This window comes from Vibrio antiquarius (assembly GCF_000024825.1).
Taxonomy (GTDB): Bacteria; Pseudomonadota; Gammaproteobacteria; order Enterobacterales; family Vibrionaceae; genus Vibrio; species Vibrio diabolicus.
The window spans coordinates 1,088,212-1,106,469 of record NC_013456.1; the positions used below are offsets into that span (position 1 = coordinate 1,088,212).

Genomic DNA, 18,258 nt, shown 5'->3' on the forward strand with positions numbered 1-18,258 from the left:
TGCTAACCTATAATCTATTTAAAATAAAAGCCTTATGATTCTCTTCCTGGTTCGGAGATCTCGCTCACATGCAGAAAATGTGTTAATTAATTAGCTAAAAATTAATCTGCCGTTCTGTTGTGATTGAGTTCGCAATCTCTGTCAATTGTTGGTTAAAAACCGTTTGTTATCTGAAAAATAGTCTCTTTTATCGACAGTTTTCTCTCATTTATTGCTCTTTTTTTATTGTGAAAATGAAGTGTTTTATTCGCTCGACTCAACCTAACTTGGGCAGGTTAGAGTGATAGAAGCGTATGTTTGGAGTGCCTACCATGGACAACTTCGTCCAGAGGCTTATTCGGCATTTTAATGTGGTAACGGTAGAGAGTCGCTGTCTTGTTCGTCTTTAGAGAAAGAGAAGGCTTGGATAATAAAAAGCCCAGCGTATGCGCTGGGCTAGTTTTTTGATAGGTATTAGCTGGTCAACAGTCGCTGTAGTTTATCTCGTTGAGCTTCGATGTACGCACGCTCAGGACTCTGTTCTTTACAGTGTTCAAGGATGAATTCTATCGAGCTCAATACCGTTCTCCAACGTGGCGTTTTTGGCAGCGTTTCTATACGCATGTATTTATCCAAAGTGCGTGTTTGCAGAGTGCTACGGTCAAGATAAACGCGCCATAAGCCACTTTGTTCGGCAAATGCGAATTTACTTTCACCAGTAACTGACTCCCAATACTCTAAGGCATGTGTCATTGCGTCGACCAGAATTTCTCGCATTAGCTCTTGTTTGTCTTTTTTGTTACCAAGCGCTTTGTCTGCAAGGCGTGTAAACTCTCCACCGAGTTCTTTCAGCTTCTGCAGCTGGTCTTTATCGCCATCAAAAGCATAACTTGAAAGCACCTCTACTGCGGTTTCTAGGTTGTGTATGCGAGCGGCATTGGCTCCTCCGCCAACATTAAAGATATACATGACATCTAAGCCTGAGCCTTCAGGTAGTTTAAGAATGTCTGCTTCGATGTTTTGACGAATATCTTCAATATAGATATCAATCTTGCCACAGTAATGAGGTTGTTTGACGGTCAGATACTTAGGTGCAATCAACTCATCGGCAGATGAACGTTTTAATTGTTCTAAGTTACGCTTGAATAGCTTGCAAGCAGCTTCATTAGCAAACCGGATACGTTTATCTTCACGCAAACAGATAATCGCTTCAGGAGCCGATTCCAGTTGTTCCAACAATCGCCCTTGAGTTTCTAATAAGCTTGCCTCTACAGCCGCTCGTTGGCGAAGTTCAGATTCAAGTATCTTATTCTCCATGTGGCGCATTTCAGCTTGGCTTGCCGTTAAGTGCGCTTGGATGCGCGCAGCTAGCTCTTGTTTATTGAATGGCTTAGACAAATAGTCGTTGGCTCCTGCTTCAAAGCCTCGTACACGATCTTCTGTTTGACTAAGCGCGGTTAGCATAATGATAGGTAGCTCGGCATGGTCATAAGTTTCACGTAATTCACTGCAGACTTGATAGCCGCTCATGCCTGGCATCATGATATCCAATAACAGGAGTTCCGGTTTTTCCTGCTCAACGAGTGCTAATGTTTCTGGTCCATCAGAGACGGTACGTATGCGATAGCCCTCTAAACGTAAGAAACTCTCAAGCACACGCAGGTTTACTGGCTCATCGTCAGCGACATACAGTAACGGGCCGTCTGGATTCTCTGGCAGTGATAAGTCTTCATTGTTCTCTACATCGATTTCAGGAATCTGGAAGTGTCCGTGCGCTGCAAGGGTTTGAGTTGTTTGGATCTCTTCTTCACTGGCAAGTGGTAACGTGAAACTGAAGGTGGTGCCGACCATAGGCTGGCTGCTGACGTATAACGAGCCACCCATCAACTCAATCAATTGACGGCTAATCGAAAGCCCGAGCCCCGCACCTTGACGATAGCGACTTGCGTCTTGTCCTGCTTGGATAAGTGGTTCGAAAATATGTTCAAGATGTTCTGCGGGAATACCTTGCCCAGTATCCACAACTTGCACACGAACATGATCATCAACCACATTGGCGGAGATAACGATTTTACCTTCTGAGGTGTACTTAATCGCATTACCGATCAGGTTATATAACACTTGTTCAAGGCGTTGAGGATCGGCAGACACCACTTTCAAATCCGCTGGTACTTGGTTGATGATACGGATGGTTTTATTTCCGAGTAAATGGCTGGAAAGCTCTAGTACCAGTCGCGTTGCACTGGCTAAACTCACCGCTGACTTCTGGATATCCATGCTTCCGTAACGCATTTTATGATAATCCAATAAGTCATCAACAAGGTTTGCGAGACGTTGCCCACTTTTAATGATGATATCAAGCTGATATTTTTGGCTAGCAGGAATAGCACCGTTAGCGCCGGACGCTAAAGTCTCAGCGATTCCGACCATGCCGTGCAATGGTGTGCGAAGTTCATGAGAAGTGGTGGCTAAGAACTCATCTTTAAGTTTGTCGGCCAATTGCAATTCATCATTTTGTTTTTGAATGATCTGGATGTTGCTCTCGAGCTCTTCATTTTGCTTCTTAATGGTTTGAATTTTCTCTCGAATAGAGCGTTGCATTCGTTCAAAACTCAGCGCAAGACGGCCAATTTCATCTTTGCGAACCGTATTAAAGGTAGTGTCATCAAGATCTCCGGCAGACACTTTTTCGGCAGCCCAAGTTAACTTCAGCAACGGAGAAGTAATAAAGTTTGATAAATAATGGGAAGCGATTACCACTAGAATGATGGCGATCAGCATGGCGATAACAAACAGTTTTTCTAGTTGATGAATACGAGCGAAAGCTTCGTTTTCTGGTAATTGCACGACGAGTGCCCAAATAACACCACGCGTTTCAATCGGTGCATAAGCAGCGATGATCTCTTCACCTAAACCGTTCGTGTAAGTGCCGACGCCAAATGCACCAGAGAGTGCTTTATCGATCACTTCTAAGCTGTTCTTAATGTCATCTTGCTTGGTGTTAATTGTGCGAGGTTGGTGATCATTTCCAACCAGTAAGGTGTTAATGGATGACTCTCGGTTGGCGTCTGCGGCTAACTTCGTGATGCCATTATTTGGTAAGCGGAACATAGCATAGCTGTGTAGGTAGCCTTGCTGAACAATTGGAGCACCTAACCAAGCGACTTGTTTACCACCTTCCAGTTCGAAATCAGACACAATCACAGGGGTGTAGTCTTCATTCACCTTACGGCGTTCAGTGACGTCATCAGCTAGACGCTTGAAGGTTTTGCCAAGTGCTGAGTCTTTGTAGGGGCCTGATAATAAGTTTGTTCCGTAGTTATCGTCTTTGTTGATCGAGTAGGTGACATTACCGTTGATATCGACCAGCAAAATATCATTAAAATCAGAGCGCTTGAGGAGCTCCAAGTAGGCCCAGTGGTAACGTTTATGTAAGAGTCGGTAACGTTCACTTCCGACATAGTTGGAAGACTCGGGTAACGTTGACGTTTTGATTTGATCTCCGCTGCCTTCAATGTAGCGCTGTTGGGCATTTTTACGAGATTCTTCAATGTCATTGCCTAAACGACTAAAAGCATTGACGAGACCGTAGAATCGACCACCACTGGCGTAAGCCAGTTCAGAGCGCACAAAGCCCATGACTTCAGTTTCCCGCGCCTCAAAGTAGTCGATAATTTGCTGTTGTTTTGTATCTCTAACAGACAACAAGTGTGAGGTGCTTTGCTCTTGCAGATCTTTACTGTGGGACTGTAGGAAAAAGATCGCAGTAATAGTAAGAGGTGTGATACTGAGCACCAGAAATGCGGTCATCAGTGTACTCTGAAGGCGCTTAAATTTCTGTTTTTTGTAGAATTTAAACATGGATAAGGTTACAACTCATAAAGGGCAGTTCTAAAATGTACTTCGCTGCCGAGGTTCTCGTTAAAAACGGATAAGAAGTTCAACTAGATAGAATTAACAAAATTAACGAGTTTTTTTTCTTTGACAAGAAAGTTAGTTGTAAAGCGTGCAGGGTGACGCAGTTTTTCTTATGAGTATTGAGTTTTTGAGAAAAAATCGCGCAGGTTTGTACCTGCGCGAGGGAAGATTATGACTTTTTCGCGTAGTAGATAGAAAACTTATTGGTCTTATTTAGCGTCTCGCAATTATTAAACGCTCGCTCAATAATTGGTGGATATTTTAAGAAGCTATTCGCGACAATGATCATTTCACCATGGCTATCTAGATACTTTGGAGCCTGACCCAATAGTGTTTCTGCTGCGTTGTAGTTCGTATCTAAACCACTGTGGAAAGGTGGGTTACTAATGATAAAACGATAATCGTCGGCAGTGTCTGAGTAAATATCAGAGGCGAATACATGGCCGGTTAATCCATTGGCTTTTAGTGTGGCTTGACTCGATGTGATGGCATACGCGTTAATGTCACACATCTCAATCGCAATTTCTGGATTGGCTTTTGCCATGAAAGCACCTAATACCCCAGCACCACATCCAAAGTCGAGGACTTTACCTGATAGAGTAGGTAGGGTTTCGAGTAATAGGCGGCTACCTAAATCGAATTCGCCATGACTGAATACTCCAGGCAAACTCTTAACAGTCAGTGATTGCTCACCAAGTGTGACCGTATAGGTTTTAAACCAGTCTGCTTGATTGAACGGCTTTGGTTCATTGAGGCAAGTGCCCCAGTAAAATGAACAGCGACGAGCGGAATCGTATTTATTGACCGGGCCATACTCTTTGAACATCTTCTCGATGCTTTTAACACCTGAGCGGTTTTCGCCAACCACTACAATTTCAGTGTTCACACCTAGTTTCGCCATCAACATCGCCAGAAGGTATTCGGCTTCGGCTTTGGCTTTAGGCCAGTACAAAAGCACCATGTCTGCTTGTGTCTCAGTATTAAACTCAGAACCAAAATGGCTTTTAACCTTGTTATGAGTGCGAATTTGACGGTAGAAGCTGTAGTTTGATGTGAAGACTTCTACAGATTCACAGTGTTTGGTCAGTTCAAGTGTAAAGAGATCTTCGACTTCACCTGCAACTAAAACATGTTTTCCGTTGAAGTACTCGAGCTGACGCTGAGCTATTTGGCTAGGAGCGATATAAGCAGACATAAATTGGGTTCATCAGAAATAATTTGGGGCAGATTTTCGCACAATCTGCCCCAAGCTTGAAGTGATTAAGCTGTGACTAGCTGTTGTCTTGCTGGTTGAGGAAGTCTTTGAATTCTTCTTCGTAGATATTAAACAGTACCATTGTCACGGCAAAAATAAGTGGACCGTAAATCAGGCCGATCAATCCGAATAGATGCAGACCACCCAGTAACGAGAAGAAAATCATTAGGGTATTCATGCCTGCGCTGCCTTGCATTAGCAGCGGACGCAATAGGTTATCAATAGAACCAACGACGACCACACTCCACACCGTCAAGAAGATAGCCCAAGTCATATCGCCTGTTAAGAACAAGTACGCCGCTGCAGGAATCCAGATTAGTGCGGTTCCGACCACTGGAATGAATGATGCAAAGCCCATCATCGTTCCCCAAAATAACCCAGGGAAGCCAGCGAGCCACATACCGATACCGCCAGCCAGACCCTGAGCAATAGCCGTTAGGAATGAGCCCATCACGGCTGATTTAGAAACCTGCTCTATCTCTGTCAATATACGGTCTTCCTGGCTACGTGAGAGTGGCAGAATATGACGAATCGCAGAGATAATTTTGTCGTGATCACGAAGTAGAAAAAACAGCACAAACAGCATCAGGAAAAAATTCATTAGGAAGTTGGTGGCGTCTCCTAAAATTTTGGCACTGATAGCAACTAAGTTAGAGCCAAACGATGTAGCAAATTGACCAATTTTCTCAGCAATGGCTTTGGGCTCGATTTTATCGAAAGGTAAGTACTCATTAACTATAGCTAAACCTTTGATAACAAAAGGGTGTTGAAATATATCTTGGATGCCGCCATTAGTGACCCAGTTGTACGTATTTTGTGAAAAAACAGAGCCTTGTTGAACAATGGCTGCAAACACAAATAGCAGTGGTATAACGATAATAAACGTCAAGACGACACATGACAGCAGTGCGGCCATATTGGGGTGCTTGGGAATTTTTCGCTCAAACCATTCGTGTACCGGAAACATGAGCAAAGAAATGATAAAAGCCATCACAATGGAATTGATGTATGGCTCAACCAATAAGTAGCAAGCAAAAGCAGCGGCGAGTAAAGCGACCATTAGCACTCGGTGACTCGACGTTATTTTTACATTATTTGGCATGAGATTAGTCCAACTTACAGGTGACGTTTACGGTTTGCGCCTTCAAAGATGGCGTTGAACCTTTATTACTTTGCACTCTTAACTCTTTCAAGCTTATGACAATGCCGAATTAGAGCAGAGCAATATACCTTGTTATAATGACCACAAATCAGTCGGTTATCAATCAAGAGATGAACTATGGGTTGTTGCAACGGTGATAAAAAGTGTCAAACCGAGAAAAAAGCCAAACGAATACCGTGGTTTGGCATTGTTATTGGTGTTTTAGCAGTATTGGTTATATTGAATTGGCAATAAAAAAGGACCGTGATGGTCCTTTTTTAAATTAGTTATCGCAGCTTTTAAGCGATTATTTTGCTTCTTCTGCAAGAGTTGCAAAACAGCGGTCAGCCGCTTCTAGCGTGGCATCGATTTCTTTTGAACCGTGAGCAAGGGAAGTAAAGCTCGCTTCGAACGCTGAAGGCGCTAGGTAGACACCGTGTTTGAGCATTAAGTGGAAGAAGCGCTTGAAGCGTTCCACATCGCACTTCGTTACGTCTTCGTAGCAAGTCACTTTTTCTTGGTCAGTGAAGAAGAAGCCGAACATGCCGCCCACTTGGTTCACAACCAGAGGAATACCGTGTTTCTCTGCTAGAGACTTAAAGCCATCTGCTAGTTGTTTGGTTTTTGAAGCTAGGCGTTTTTCGTTGCCTTCTTCTTTAAGAAGGTTCAAACATGCATAGCCTGCAGCCATTGCGACAGGGTTGCCAGAAAGCGTACCCGCTTGGTAAACCGGACCCGTTGGCGCAACGTATTGCATTACTTCTTTACGACCACCGAAAGCACCCACTGGCATACCACCACCGATCACTTTACCCAGTGTCGTTAGGTCTGGCTTGATGTTGTAGTGCGCTTGTGCGCCACCAAGTGCCACACGGAAGCCTGTCATAACTTCATCAAAAATTAGTAGCGCGCCTTCTTGATCACAGATTTCACGTAGACCTTCGTGGAAGCCTTCCACTGGTGGAATACAGTTCATGTTGCCTGCAACTGGCTCAACGATGATACAAGCGATTTCGCCTTTGTTAGCAGCGAATAGCTCGCGTACAGAATCTAGGTCGTTGAATGTTGCTGTTAGCGTGTGCTTAGCAAAATCTGCAGGAACGCCAGGAGAGCTAGGTTGACCAAGGGTCAGTGCACCAGAGCCCGCTTTGACTAGCAAGCTGTCTGCGTGACCATGGTAACAACCTTCAAACTTCATGATCTTGTCGCGACCAGTGAAGCCACGTGCAAGGCGAATCGCGCTCATAGTCGCTTCTGTACCAGAACTTACCATGCGAATTTGCTCCATTGATGGAACAAGTTCAGACACTAACTCTGCCATCGCGATTTCAAGTTCTGTTGGCGCACCGAAGCTGAGGCCACGTTGTGCTGCGTCAATGACGGCTTCGCGGATAACCGCGTGGTTGTGGCCAAGAATCATTGGACCCCAAGAGCCAACGTAATCAATGTACGCTTTACCATCGGCATCAAAAATCAGTGGACCGTCTGCTCGTTCGATAAATAGCGGAGAGCCGCCAACGCCGTTGAATGCACGAACTGGTGAATTGACACCGCCAGGGATGGTTTGCTGAGCTTTTTGATACAGCTCTGATGATTTGGTCATGGGGTTATCCTCTTTTGATTGCTCGGACCAAGTGGAGCGCATTGTACCTAGCTATAATCAAGTTAGAAACGTTTTGCTTAATTTATGTGTTGTTTCGCAGTGTAATCTTATATATCCGCATCTGTTATAAAGAATCGGCGGTGAATACTTGAACGAGTTTGTCAGGTATTGGATAATCGTCTCAATTAGCACAAATTTGACGTCTTGCTTCAGGCTTGACGCATTACACGAGTGAGAGAGGTCTTCGTGAGCGAAGTAAACGTACCATTATCTTTTTCTGACGCAGCAGCATCTCGCGTTAAAGCATTGATTGCTGAAGAAGAAAACCCAGCATTGAAACTGCGCGTATACATTACTGGTGGCGGCTGTAGCGGCTTCCAATACGGCTTTACTTTTGATGAAAATGTAAACGAAGGCGATACGACAATCGTAAACAGTGGTGTAACACTGGTTGTAGACCCTATGAGTCTGCAATATCTCGTTGGCGGCATTGTTGACTACACAGAAGGGTTAGAAGGAGCGCGCTTCTTTGTAAACAACCCAAATGCAACGACAACATGTGGTTGTGGTGCATCGTTCAGTGTGTAATTAACACCAATCAGGCAGCCAGTGGCTGCCTGAACTTTACGTAGAAGGATGTCACGTAAAGTCGCTCTCGCAGAATATGCAGAGAAATAATAAAAAGGACTTTATATGTCTGGATCGTCTTTCGGACGTCGCATTGTCGAGCGCCCGTGGCTAGTATCTCTTATCCTCATATTGCTTCTTGTTGCATGGTTGGCAATCGGTCAACTGAAAGCACAAGATGATAATCTCAATTCTTCATCCTCTTCAACGAACACCACGCCACTTGCAAAGGTGATGTTCGACACCTTTATTGCTGAACCCACAAGTAAAACCATCGAACTGTATGGGCGGACTGCACCCAATCGTCAAGCGCGCCTTGGCGCTGAAGTCGCCGGTAAAATAGTCAGCCTCAGTATAGAAAAAGGTCAAACAGTCAAGCAGGGGCAAGTGATTGCAAGCATCGACAAGCGCGATCTTGGTATTCAGCTCAAGCGGGCTCAGGCGATGCTGTTGGTTAAAGAGAAAGAGTTTAATGCAGCTAAATCGCTAAAAAGTCGCGGACTACAGGGCGAAGTTGCGTTTGCGACAGCACAAGCGGCATTGGTGGATGCACGTGCGAATTTGAGTAACGTGCAAACGGCTTTAAGAAATACTGAGGTGAAAGCGCCATTCGATGGCATTGTAGATCACCACTTTGTTGAGTTAGGTGATTTTGTCGGGATTGGCGATCCTATTGCGACGGTCATTGATTTGGATACTTTAGTGATTGAAGCTGATGTCAGTGAACGGCATATACAATACCTTAAGGAAGGCCTAGAAGCCGACGTAAGAACCATTAACCAACAGCATCATCAAGGTCATGTGCGCTACATTGGACGTGTTTCTTCTGCTTCTACTAATACATTTCCAATTGAAATCGAAATTGATAATCAAGACGCAAGAATTCCGGCCGGTATGAGCGCTGAAGTACAGTTGCCGTTGAGTAAAGTGTTAGCGGTAAAGATTACGGCTGCAATGCTAGCACTCGATGAAGAAGGTAATTTAGGTGTTAAAACACTGCGTAATGAGCATGTGGAATTTGTTCCGATTCAGCTTGTTAAGGCCGAGGATGATGGCGTTTGGCTCTCTGGGTTAGGAGAGCGAGCCGATATTATCGTGCTGGGGCAAGGGTTTGTTCGCGATGGCGATCAAGTACTGGCCAACAAAGTTGATGACGTAGTTGTTGAAGCGGCTAGTGAGCAGTAAGGAGCACTTATGTACACTCTGATTGATGCTGCGTTATTCCGCGCTCGCACCATGCTGACATTATTGGTGATGATCTTAATTGCCGGTGTCATTACTTACGTCACAATCCCCAAGGAATCGAGCCCTGATATTACCATTCCTATTATCTACGTTTCTGTTGGGCATCAAGGCATTTCTCCCGTCGATGCCGAGCGTTTATTAGTTCGCCCAATAGAGCAAGAGTTGCGCTCTATTGAAGGCGTAAAAGAGATGACCTCTGTGGCATCAGAAGGTCATGCTTCGGTGACGCTGGAATTTAGTGTTGGAGTGGATCTTGATAAAGCGATGGCAGATGTCCGAGACGCCGTTGACCTTGCGAAGCCAAAATTACCAGAGGACAGTGATGAGCCAACGGTAAATGAAGTCACGTTTGCATCTGAAGAGCCTGTTTTGACTGTTGTTCTATATGGCACCGTACCAGAGCGGACCATTGTACAGATTGCCAGAACGCTACGTGATCGTTTGGAGAGTTTCCGTCAGGTTCTTGAGGTTGAAATCGCAGGGGATCGCGAAGACATCGTGGAAATAGTTGTCGATCCGCTATTGATGGAAAGCTACGGTCTCGATCAAGCGGATATTTATAATTTAATCGCCTTGAATAACCGAGTGGTTGCAGCGGGATTTGTCGATACTGGGTATGGACGCTTTTCGGTAAAAGTCCCATCGGTGTTTGATTCACTGAAAGATGTGCTTGAACTGCCAATCAAAGTGAATGGCAAAGAGGTGATCACCTTTGGCGATGTGGCGACAGTACGACGTGCATTTCGCGACCCTGAAAGTTTTGCTCGTTTAGATGGTGAATCTGCCATCGTTTTGGACGTAAAAAAACGGGCAGGGGAAAACATCATTGAAACGGTCGAGCTGGTAAAAGAAGTACTGGCTCAGGGACAACAGCGAGCCGAGTGGCCCGACAATTTGCAAGTCAAATACACTTGGGATCAATCCGACGATGTCAAATTGATGCTCAGTGATCTACAAAACAATATCTTATCCGCAATTATCCTCGTCGTGATCGTCATTATTGCTATATTGGGGGTTAGGACCGCGCTTCTCGTAGGTATTTCTATTCCGGGATCGTTCTTGACTGGGTTGTTGGTGTTATCGGTATTTGGGTTGACGGTCAATATCGTCGTACTGTTTGCCTTAATTATGGCGGTGGGCATGTTGGTGGATGGTGCCATTGTGGTGACAGAGTTTGCTGACAGGCGCATGCAAGAAGGTACGCCACGTAAAGAAGCCTATCGAGATGCAGCAAAGCGGATGGCATGGCCAATTACCGCATCCACTGCAACCACATTGGCTGCGTTTGCTCCGTTACTTTTCTGGCCAGACATCACAGGTGAGTTCATGAAGTACTTACCACTTACTTTAATTGCTACCTTGGCCGCTTCGCTGATGATGGCTTTACTGTTCGTTCCTGTCATCGGTGGGATCATTGGCAAGCCTCAAGTAGTCAATCAGAAAGCTCAGCGAGAAATGGTTGAGCTGCATAACGGCAATTTTGAAAAAGCGACAGGCATTACCAAGCTTTATTACCAGACTCTGTCGGTAGCGATTCGTCATCCATGGAAAGTCTTATTCAGCGCGATACTGCTAGCGGCAGGTGTCGGTTTTACCTACAACAAAGCCGGCTTGGGCGCCGAGTTTTTCCCTGAAGTGGACCCCGCCTTTTTTACCGTTAAAGTTCGCTCTTATGGTGACCTGTCTATTCACGAAAAAGATGTTGTTATGCGCGAAATAGAGAAGGTGATGCTCGGTCATGACGAGTTTGAAAGTGTCTATACGCGTACAGGCTCCAGTGATAATGGGGATGAAATCGGACAGATTCAGATAACACCTGTGGATTGGCAGTATCGACGCAAAGTGAAAACCATTATTGAAGAGCTAAAAGAGACCACAGATCGCTTTTATGGTGTTGAACTTGAGTATAAATTCCCGGACGCAGGACCGCCTGTTGAGCATGATCTCGTGATTGAAGTTTCATCGCGAAACTTGAGTGTTAGTGCGTTAGATGAAGCGGCCAAAAAAGTCCGACACTGGGCTGATGGTAATCCTGCACTGACCAATTTGAGTGATACCACTAATAAGGAAGGGATTGATTGGCAAATTGATATCCAGCGAGATGACGCCTCTCGCTTTGCAGCGGATGCGACCTTAGTCGGGAATACTGTTCAGTTTGTTACAAACGGTTTGAAAATAGGCGATTATTTGCCCGATGATGCGGATGAAGAAGTCGATATTTTGGTACGCTATCCACAAGATAAGCGCGATATTGGTCGATTTGACCAACTGAGAGTGAAAACGGCAGCTGGTCTGGTACCGATTACGAATTTTGCTCAAATCAAACCAGATCATAAGCAAGACACCATTCGTCGGGTCGACGGTCATCGAGTTATCAATATTAAAGCGGATATGGTGGAAGGTTACAATTTGGCTCTTGAGCTACCGAAGATTGCCGCTGGAATGGAACAGCTCGACTTACCGGAAGGCATTGAATATAAGATTCGGGGTCAAAATGAAGAGCAGGAAAACTCATCAGCATTCTTGCAAAATGCTTTTATTGTCGCGCTTGGTGTGATGGCTCTGATTTTAATTACGCAGTTTAATAGCTTTTATCAAGCTTTCTTAATCCTCAGTGCTGTGTTGTTTTCTACCGTTGGGGTCTTTGCTGGATTGCTTATTTTCCAAAAGCCATTTGGCATCATCATGTCGGGAATAGGGGTGATTGCGCTTGCAGGTATTGTTGTGAATAACAACATCGTATTAATCGATACTTATAATCAGATGCGTAAACGTGGCTTAGAGAAATCTGAGGCGATCTTGCGCACAGGTGTGCAGCGTTTAAGGCCCGTTTTACTCACGACGGTGACCACCATACTAGGCTTATTACCAATGGTGCTAGAAATGAACATCGACTTAGTTAACCAAAAAGTGGAATTTGGCGCGCCAAGCACTCAATGGTGGTCTCAACTTGCGACGGCTGTCGCGGGTGGGTTGGCGTTTGCGACTTTGTTAACGCTGGTTCTGACACCATGCTTGCTCATGCTCGGGAGAGAGCATCACTCCGAAAAGTAAGCTTCATCGTGATGATATTAAAGAAACAAAAAGGGCAGCTGAGCTGCCCTTTTCAATGCATCAATTTACTTCATTGCTAACAGTTTGCTGTAGCGCTCAAGTTTGTCCATGCTAATTTTTGCGTTTGCCATGAAAGTTTGTCTCGCTTTGCCTGTTAGGGATTTAGACTGTGGCAAATTCACCGTACGCGGGTTTTTGTGGACACCATTCACAAGGAACTCATAGTGCAAGTGAGGGCCTGTTACACGACCTGTTCCGCCAAGCGTACCAATGGTTTGACCTTGTTTAACGCGTTGACCCGCTCGTACCGTACGTTTGGTTAAGTGCAGGTACTTGGTAATGTAAGTATTGCTATGTTTAATGAAAACGTAGTTACCATTAAATTTGTTGTAAGACGATTTTTGAACGACACCATCGCCAGCCGCCCAAATCGGGGTGCCCACAGGTGCCGCATAATCTGTGCCTCGGTGAGGACGAACGCGTCCCGTTACAGGGTGTAAGCGGCGTGGGTTGAAGTTAGACGATACTCGACGGAAATCCAACGGCGCGCGTAAGAATGCTTTTTTCATTGCACGCCCATTTTCGTCATAATACTTGCCACTTTTCTGATCCAGTATTGCGGTGAAAGTATCGCCTTGGTTTTTAAATATCGCAGCAATGATTTTTCCGCGTCCAATCACTTCACCTTCTACCACTTCCTCTTGGTAAAGCACTCGGAAGCTGTCGTTTTTACGAATATCTAAAGCAAAGTCGATATCCCAGCCAAATATGCCGGCCAGTTCCATGATTTGGTTGCCATTTAATCCTGAAGAGATTCCCGCATTCCAAAAGTTTGATTTGATGGTGGCTTCAGCGTAGTTGTACTGGAAGTCGACTTCTTTTTTATCGACTTCTGAGACGTATTTGCCGTCTTTTAACGTGATACGAAAAGTTTCGAATGCGCTTAATGTTCTTCTTAACTGTACTAAGTCGTTGTTTTCATCAAAACCGAATTGCAATCGATCGCCAGGTCGAAGCCGGGTTAATTGCTTTTCCACTTCTTTGTCTGATGAGACAAGATCATGCAATAGGCGGGCAGAAAGCCCCACGCGACTAAACAAGATGGCGGCACTCTCACCATTTTTCACTTTGTACGTTTCCCAACGCAGTACAGCGGGGGACGCTGGAGACGCTGGAGACGAACTGTTTAGTGCACTGAGTTCTAGGGAAACTGGCACAGGATAATGTTGACCAACTTTTAATCGGCTCTGCTGCGGGTCTAGGTCTTGCGGATCAGGTAAAAAGAAGAGCGCGAAGATAATCAGCGCACTAAAAAAACCGATCAATACTTTGTGCAAGAGTGGAAGTCGGACAAAAATCGAATGCATGAGGTACTTGATTGCTAAATTAAACGGAAAAATTGACAACTACCTAGTCTAACGTGTTTCAAAATGCATCGCTATTCAAGTAATATGTTCAGCTATTATATTTTTGCCAAATCTGTGGGAGTGAACAAGAATGGCGAGCATTGAAGCTGCACTAGCCGAGATTAAGCGCGGTGTTGAAGAGCTGATTCCAGAAGAAGAGCTTATCGCAAAACTAAAAGAAGACCGTCCTCTACGTATTAAATTGGGTGCGGATCCTACGGCTCCAGATATTCACCTAGGTCATACGGTTATTTTCAATAAGCTTCGCTTGTTCCAAGAGCTAGGTCATGAGGTGACGTTCCTAATTGGTGACTTCACTGCAATGGTTGGTGACCCAACAGGTAAAAACACAACACGTCCACCGCTAAGCCGCGAAGACGTATTGCGTAATGCAGAAACTTACAAAGAGCAGGTATTCAAAATTCTAGACCCTGCAAAAACTAAGATTCAGTTCAACTCTGAGTGGTTATCTGAGCTTGGTGCAGAAGGTATGATTCGTCTTGCTGCAAACCAAACCGTTGCTCGTATGCTAGAGCGTGATGACTTTAAAAAGCGTTACGCGGGTGGTCAGCCAATTGCTATTCATGAGTTCATGTACCCACTTCTACAAGGTTGGGACTCAGTAGCAATGGAAACTGACGTTGAGCTTGGTGGTACTGACCAGAAGTTCAACCTGCTAATGGGGCGTGAACTGCAAAAGTCTCACGGTCAAAAACCACAGGTTGTACTGATGATGCCTCTTCTAGTGGGCCTTGATGGCGAGAAGAAGATGTCTAAGTCAGCAAACAACTACATCGGTATCAGCGAAGCGCCAAGCGAAATGTTTGGTAAAATCATGTCTATTTCTGATGACCTAATGTGGAGCTACTACGAGCTGCTATCTTTCCGCCCTCTGGAAGAGATTGCTCAATTCAAAGCTGATGTAGAAGCGGGCAAAAACCCTCGTGACATCAAAGTATTGCTAGCAAAAGAAATTATTGCTCGTTTCCACAGTGAAGCTGATGCAGATGCGGCAGAGCAAGAATTCGTAAACCGTTTTGCGAAGAACCAAATTCCTGATGAAATGCCAGAATTTGATTTTGATGCAGGTCGCCCAGTGAGCAATCTGTTGAAAGAAGCTGGCTTATGCCCATCATCGTCAGATGCGATGCGTATGGTTAAGCAGGGCGCTGTGAAGATGGATGGTGAAAAAATTGCGGACAGCAAATTTGCTCCAGAAGCGGGTACTTACGTGTTCCAAGTAGGCAAACGTAAATTTGCACGTATTACTATTCAGTAATCAATAACCGCTGCAAATGAAAGCGCCTTATGGGCGCTTTTTTGTATAAAAATTTAGCGAAAAAGACAAAGTAAACCTTCCAAACATGTTGAACTTTGCTACTATACTCGCGCTGCCAATAATGGCAGCGTTATCGGAGATTTACATGAACAATACCGACCATCCTCCCAGTCGTTGGGTGAGTAAGAGCAAGGGAGCGAAATAACCCGCTTCGGTATTGGCGATCTCCGCCTTACCTAAGTGGTGAGGCATCTTTTCTAATTTTCTTCTCGTTATTTCCTTCATACATTCTGAATAGACAGTGCATCCGCATTGGTTTTCTCTGTGCATCTTAATTGTTGTGTGACTTTAAGTATGCAAGATTGACTTTGCGTGCCTTGTCGATGGTCGTTACCAATGCCAATCGGGAGATTCGCCATGACGGTAATGAACAACACTTTTATTGAAACAACACCAAACTTTTCTGAAGTAGAAATTGGTGCAGCTCGCAATGCATTTTTGCAGTATGAGCAAGAGCAACAAGTCCATTTGCTTACGATCATGCCGATTGATGAGGCAGTAGGTATTTTACAGCATTGCTCTGTCGGTTATGTGAATAGTCTTATTGCTCAACTTGAGCAAGCAGGCCATGACAAACGCGCACGTCATTATGCTCACCAATTGGGTTTGCATATGTCTGAAGTTGATACACCTGATGGTTATTTATCGACTAGTGTTTTGGGGCACGTGAAGCAGCGTATTGGGTGGATCATTGCACTGGCACTTTTAGGGATTGTGTCGGGTTTGATCATTGCTCAGTATGAGGACACTCTTAGCCAGCTCGTTTTGCTTGCGGTGTACATGCCTGTGATCGCTGCGGCTGGTGGTAATACAGGAACACAAGCTGCAACTTTGGTGATTCGTGCTCTTGCAACTGGAGAGCTAAAAAAACGCCAATGGTTAGAAGTTTTGTGGAAAGAGAGCCGCGTTGCTCTATTTATTGCGTTAGCTATCGCTATCGTGATGATTGGACGCATTATGTTATTTAGTGCCGGTCAATCAACAGGGGGCTTTGAACTTACCGATATCGCATTGGCAATAGCGGTTGCGTTATTCATCCAAGTAACAATTTCTACAACATTAGGTGGACTGCTACCAATTATTGCACGAGCTTGCAAGATGGACCCAGCGGTATTGGTGAGTCCAGTGCTTGCATCTATCGTCGATATTTCAGGGATGTGGATATACTTTAATGTGGTGAACTATTTCTTGGGTATCGCCTGACTAAAGTTCACAATATCACTATAAAAAAGCTGCTCAAAATGTGTAATAGGGGCGATGACAGGTTTGTTATCGTCCCTTTTTTCTGGGAAGTAGTCTGAAACAAACTGAACAAAAACGGTATTAGGTTGACCATTTTTATCCAAGCCATATCCGGCCATGTTGTAAGTTCCGTAGAGGGAGCCGCTTTTGGCGATCAATTGTCCTTTAATTGGCAACTTTCGCATACTTTGTCGGTACTTTAGTGTGCCTGACTCACCTGACTTCGGCATGATGGCGATCAGTTTAAGCTCGTCTTCGTGCTGCCAAATATAACGAAGAATTTCCGCCATTTTGGTGGCGGAGATACGATTGTTTCGTGAAAGTCCTGAGCCGTCTTCTAGGCGCGCATTACGAATATCAATACCAGTATTGGCGAAAATGATCTGTTTGATCGCCTCTGTACCGTTGGCAAAGCTACCTGACTGAACAAAAAACTTAGCGCCAAGTGTTTTGGTTAATGTATCTGCAATCAAGTTATCAGAGTTTTTAAGCATCTCTTCCAGAATGTCTGTTAATGCCTCTGATTGATGCATGGCGATTAGCTTGCGCTGTTTTTCCGGAGCCGAACCGATCCTAATCTTTCCTGACAACTCAATATTGAGCTGCTTAAGCAAAGCTGCCAATCTATGGCTGGTATAAAGTTCGGGATCTTGAACGGCAAATTTCAGTGGCAATGGTTTGTCTCTTTCAACCAAGCACCCTGTTAGCTTGTAGTTGTTATCGGGATTTGCAACTAAACCTAAGTCACAATGACGACTTTTCTTAATGGTTTTAGAAACTGTTTCTACGGTACTTGTGACACGAATAGGTTGATGCTCAGGTACGTAGACTCGAGTCCCACCGTCCTTTTGCGTATAGATAGAAGCCTGTACACAGTTGTTATTGAGTGTGATGGTCGATGCCGGAGCGCTGTAGCAAACTCCCAAGATATCCCACGGCCAGCCCACTGCACGGTTGTAACCAGTGAATGCGCTGTTATCGAGCCATAAGTCACCGTCAATACGTTTTAAACCATTTTTCTTGGCTAGGGTAAGAAGTGATTTTAAATCGTTGGTTTGGAGCGTTGGATCGCCGACAAAGTAAATCACTGCGTCTGAGCTCGACGCTTCTAGCTTGGTTCGAAAGCGGAAGTTATCACCCAGCTCTAACTTCGCCGCTAATGCTGTGACGATTTTTAATGTACTGGCTGGTGGGAATAATTGTTCGGTAGGATGAACACCGTCAAGTTCAGCATTCTCACTGAGTTTTTCCGCGACTAAACTGATGCGAGAGCCTTCCGGCAACACTTCTTGATGAGGGTACGCTTGTGAAAAAGCAGAAAGTAATGAAGAGAATATGAGCAAGGGCCAACGTAAACGCATAATGATACTTTCTAAGGTGAGTTATGTGATTGAGTATACGCAAGTCCTTTCAATATGCTAGGTAACTAAAGAAATGCTTTATATGTCA

At 44.7% G+C, this 18,258-nt stretch carries 11 protein-coding genes; 5 read left to right on the forward strand and 6 right to left on the reverse strand.

The features are described 5' to 3' along the window. Positions 1-453: 453 nt before the first annotated feature. The 4 genes from VEA_RS05225 to hemL form a co-directional block, all read right to left on the reverse strand. Positions 454-3,840, reverse strand: coding sequence for a hybrid sensor histidine kinase/response regulator (locus tag VEA_RS05225; protein WP_006743287.1), 3,387 nt, complete (start codon positions 3,838-3,840; stop codon positions 454-456). Between the two features lie 226 nt (positions 3,841-4,066). Beyond that, positions 4,067-5,092 carry a 16S rRNA (guanine(1207)-N(2))-methyltransferase RsmC gene (gene rsmC / locus VEA_RS05230; protein WP_006743286.1) on the reverse strand — a complete coding sequence of 342 codons (1,026 nt, stop codon included), beginning with the start codon at positions 5,090-5,092 and terminating at the stop codon, positions 4,067-4,069. A gap of 76 nt (positions 5,093-5,168) precedes the next feature. After that, positions 5,169-6,254: an AI-2E family transporter gene (locus VEA_RS05235; RefSeq protein ID WP_006743285.1), complete on the reverse strand. Its 1,086-nt coding sequence runs from the start codon at positions 6,252-6,254 to the stop codon at positions 5,169-5,171. 346 nt (positions 6,255-6,600) lie between these two features. Further along, positions 6,601-7,896 carry a glutamate-1-semialdehyde 2,1-aminomutase gene (gene hemL, locus VEA_RS05240; protein WP_012841437.1) on the reverse strand — a complete coding sequence of 432 codons (1,296 nt, stop codon included), beginning with the start codon at positions 7,894-7,896 and terminating at the stop codon, positions 6,601-6,603. Between the two features lie 246 nt (positions 7,897-8,142). On the opposite strand from hemL, the gene erpA reads away from it, so the two are divergent. The 3 genes from erpA to vmeK all read left to right on the forward strand — a co-directional run bounded on the left by erpA (position 8,143) and on the right by vmeK (position 12,822). Further along, positions 8,143-8,484, forward strand: a complete 342-nt coding sequence (gene erpA / locus VEA_RS05245; protein ID WP_005380031.1) for an iron-sulfur cluster insertion protein ErpA — start codon at positions 8,143-8,145, stop codon at positions 8,482-8,484. A 105-nt stretch (positions 8,485-8,589) separates the two neighbouring features. Then, positions 8,590-9,708 (forward strand): efflux RND transporter periplasmic adaptor subunit, encoded by a 1,119-nt coding sequence (locus VEA_RS05250; RefSeq protein WP_012841438.1) that lies wholly within the window; start codon positions 8,590-8,592, stop codon positions 9,706-9,708. 9 nt (positions 9,709-9,717) lie between these two features. Beyond that, positions 9,718-12,822: a multidrug efflux RND transporter permease subunit VmeK gene (vmeK, locus tag VEA_RS05255; RefSeq protein WP_012841439.1), complete on the forward strand. Its 3,105-nt coding sequence runs from the start codon at positions 9,718-9,720 to the stop codon at positions 12,820-12,822. Positions 12,823-12,887: 65 nt separating this feature from the next. Here vmeK and shyC read toward each other — a convergent pair whose 3' ends face one another. Next, the gene (gene shyC / locus VEA_RS05260; protein WP_006743355.1) at positions 12,888-14,189 is read right to left on the reverse strand and encodes a peptidoglycan DD-endopeptidase ShyC; all 1,302 of its coding nucleotides are present in this window, start codon (positions 14,187-14,189) and stop codon (positions 12,888-12,890) included. A gap of 130 nt (positions 14,190-14,319) precedes the next feature. Here shyC and tyrS point away from each other — a divergent pair, with 130 nt between their 5' ends. Continuing rightward, positions 14,320-15,507 (forward strand): tyrosine--tRNA ligase, encoded by a 1,188-nt coding sequence (gene tyrS / locus VEA_RS05265; protein WP_012841441.1) that lies wholly within the window; start codon positions 14,320-14,322, stop codon positions 15,505-15,507. A 417-nt stretch (positions 15,508-15,924) separates the two neighbouring features. Continuing rightward, positions 15,925-16,770 (forward strand): magnesium transporter, encoded by an 846-nt coding sequence (locus VEA_RS05270; RefSeq protein WP_012841442.1) that lies wholly within the window; start codon positions 15,925-15,927, stop codon positions 16,768-16,770. Here the strand turns inward: VEA_RS05270 and dacB are convergent. Further along, positions 16,749-18,170 carry a serine-type D-Ala-D-Ala carboxypeptidase gene (dacB, locus tag VEA_RS05275; RefSeq protein WP_012841443.1) on the reverse strand — a complete coding sequence of 474 codons (1,422 nt, stop codon included), beginning with the start codon at positions 18,168-18,170 and terminating at the stop codon, positions 16,749-16,751. The genes VEA_RS05270 and dacB overlap by 22 nt on opposite strands. Positions 18,171-18,258: the final 88 nt, after the last annotated feature.

Bases quoted from the DNA above. Each gene is read 5' to 3' on its own strand.
- rsmC (WP_006743286.1), bottom strand. From the start codon at position 5,092: ATGTCTGCTTATATCGCTCCTAGCCAAATAGCTCAGCGTCAGCTCGAG.
- tyrS (WP_012841441.1), top strand. From the start codon at position 14,320: ATGGCGAGCATTGAAGCTGCACTAGCCGAGATTAAGCGCGGTGTTGAA.
- VEA_RS05270 (WP_012841442.1), top strand. From the start codon at position 15,925: ATGACGGTAATGAACAACACTTTTATTGAAACAACACCAAACTTTTCT.
- VEA_RS05235 (WP_006743285.1), bottom strand. From the start codon at position 6,254: ATGCCAAATAATGTAAAAATAACGTCGAGTCACCGAGTGCTAATGGTC.
- dacB (WP_012841443.1), bottom strand. From the start codon at position 18,170: ATGCGTTTACGTTGGCCCTTGCTCATATTCTCTTCATTACTTTCTGCT.
- VEA_RS05225 (WP_006743287.1), bottom strand. From the start codon at position 3,840: ATGTTTAAATTCTACAAAAAACAGAAATTTAAGCGCCTTCAGAGTACA.
- vmeK (WP_012841439.1), top strand. From the start codon at position 9,718: ATGTACACTCTGATTGATGCTGCGTTATTCCGCGCTCGCACCATGCTG.
- shyC (WP_006743355.1), bottom strand. From the start codon at position 14,189: ATGCATTCGATTTTTGTCCGACTTCCACTCTTGCACAAAGTATTGATC.
- hemL (WP_012841437.1), bottom strand. From the start codon at position 7,896: ATGACCAAATCATCAGAGCTGTATCAAAAAGCTCAGCAAACCATCCCT.
- VEA_RS05250 (WP_012841438.1), top strand. From the start codon at position 8,590: ATGTCTGGATCGTCTTTCGGACGTCGCATTGTCGAGCGCCCGTGGCTA.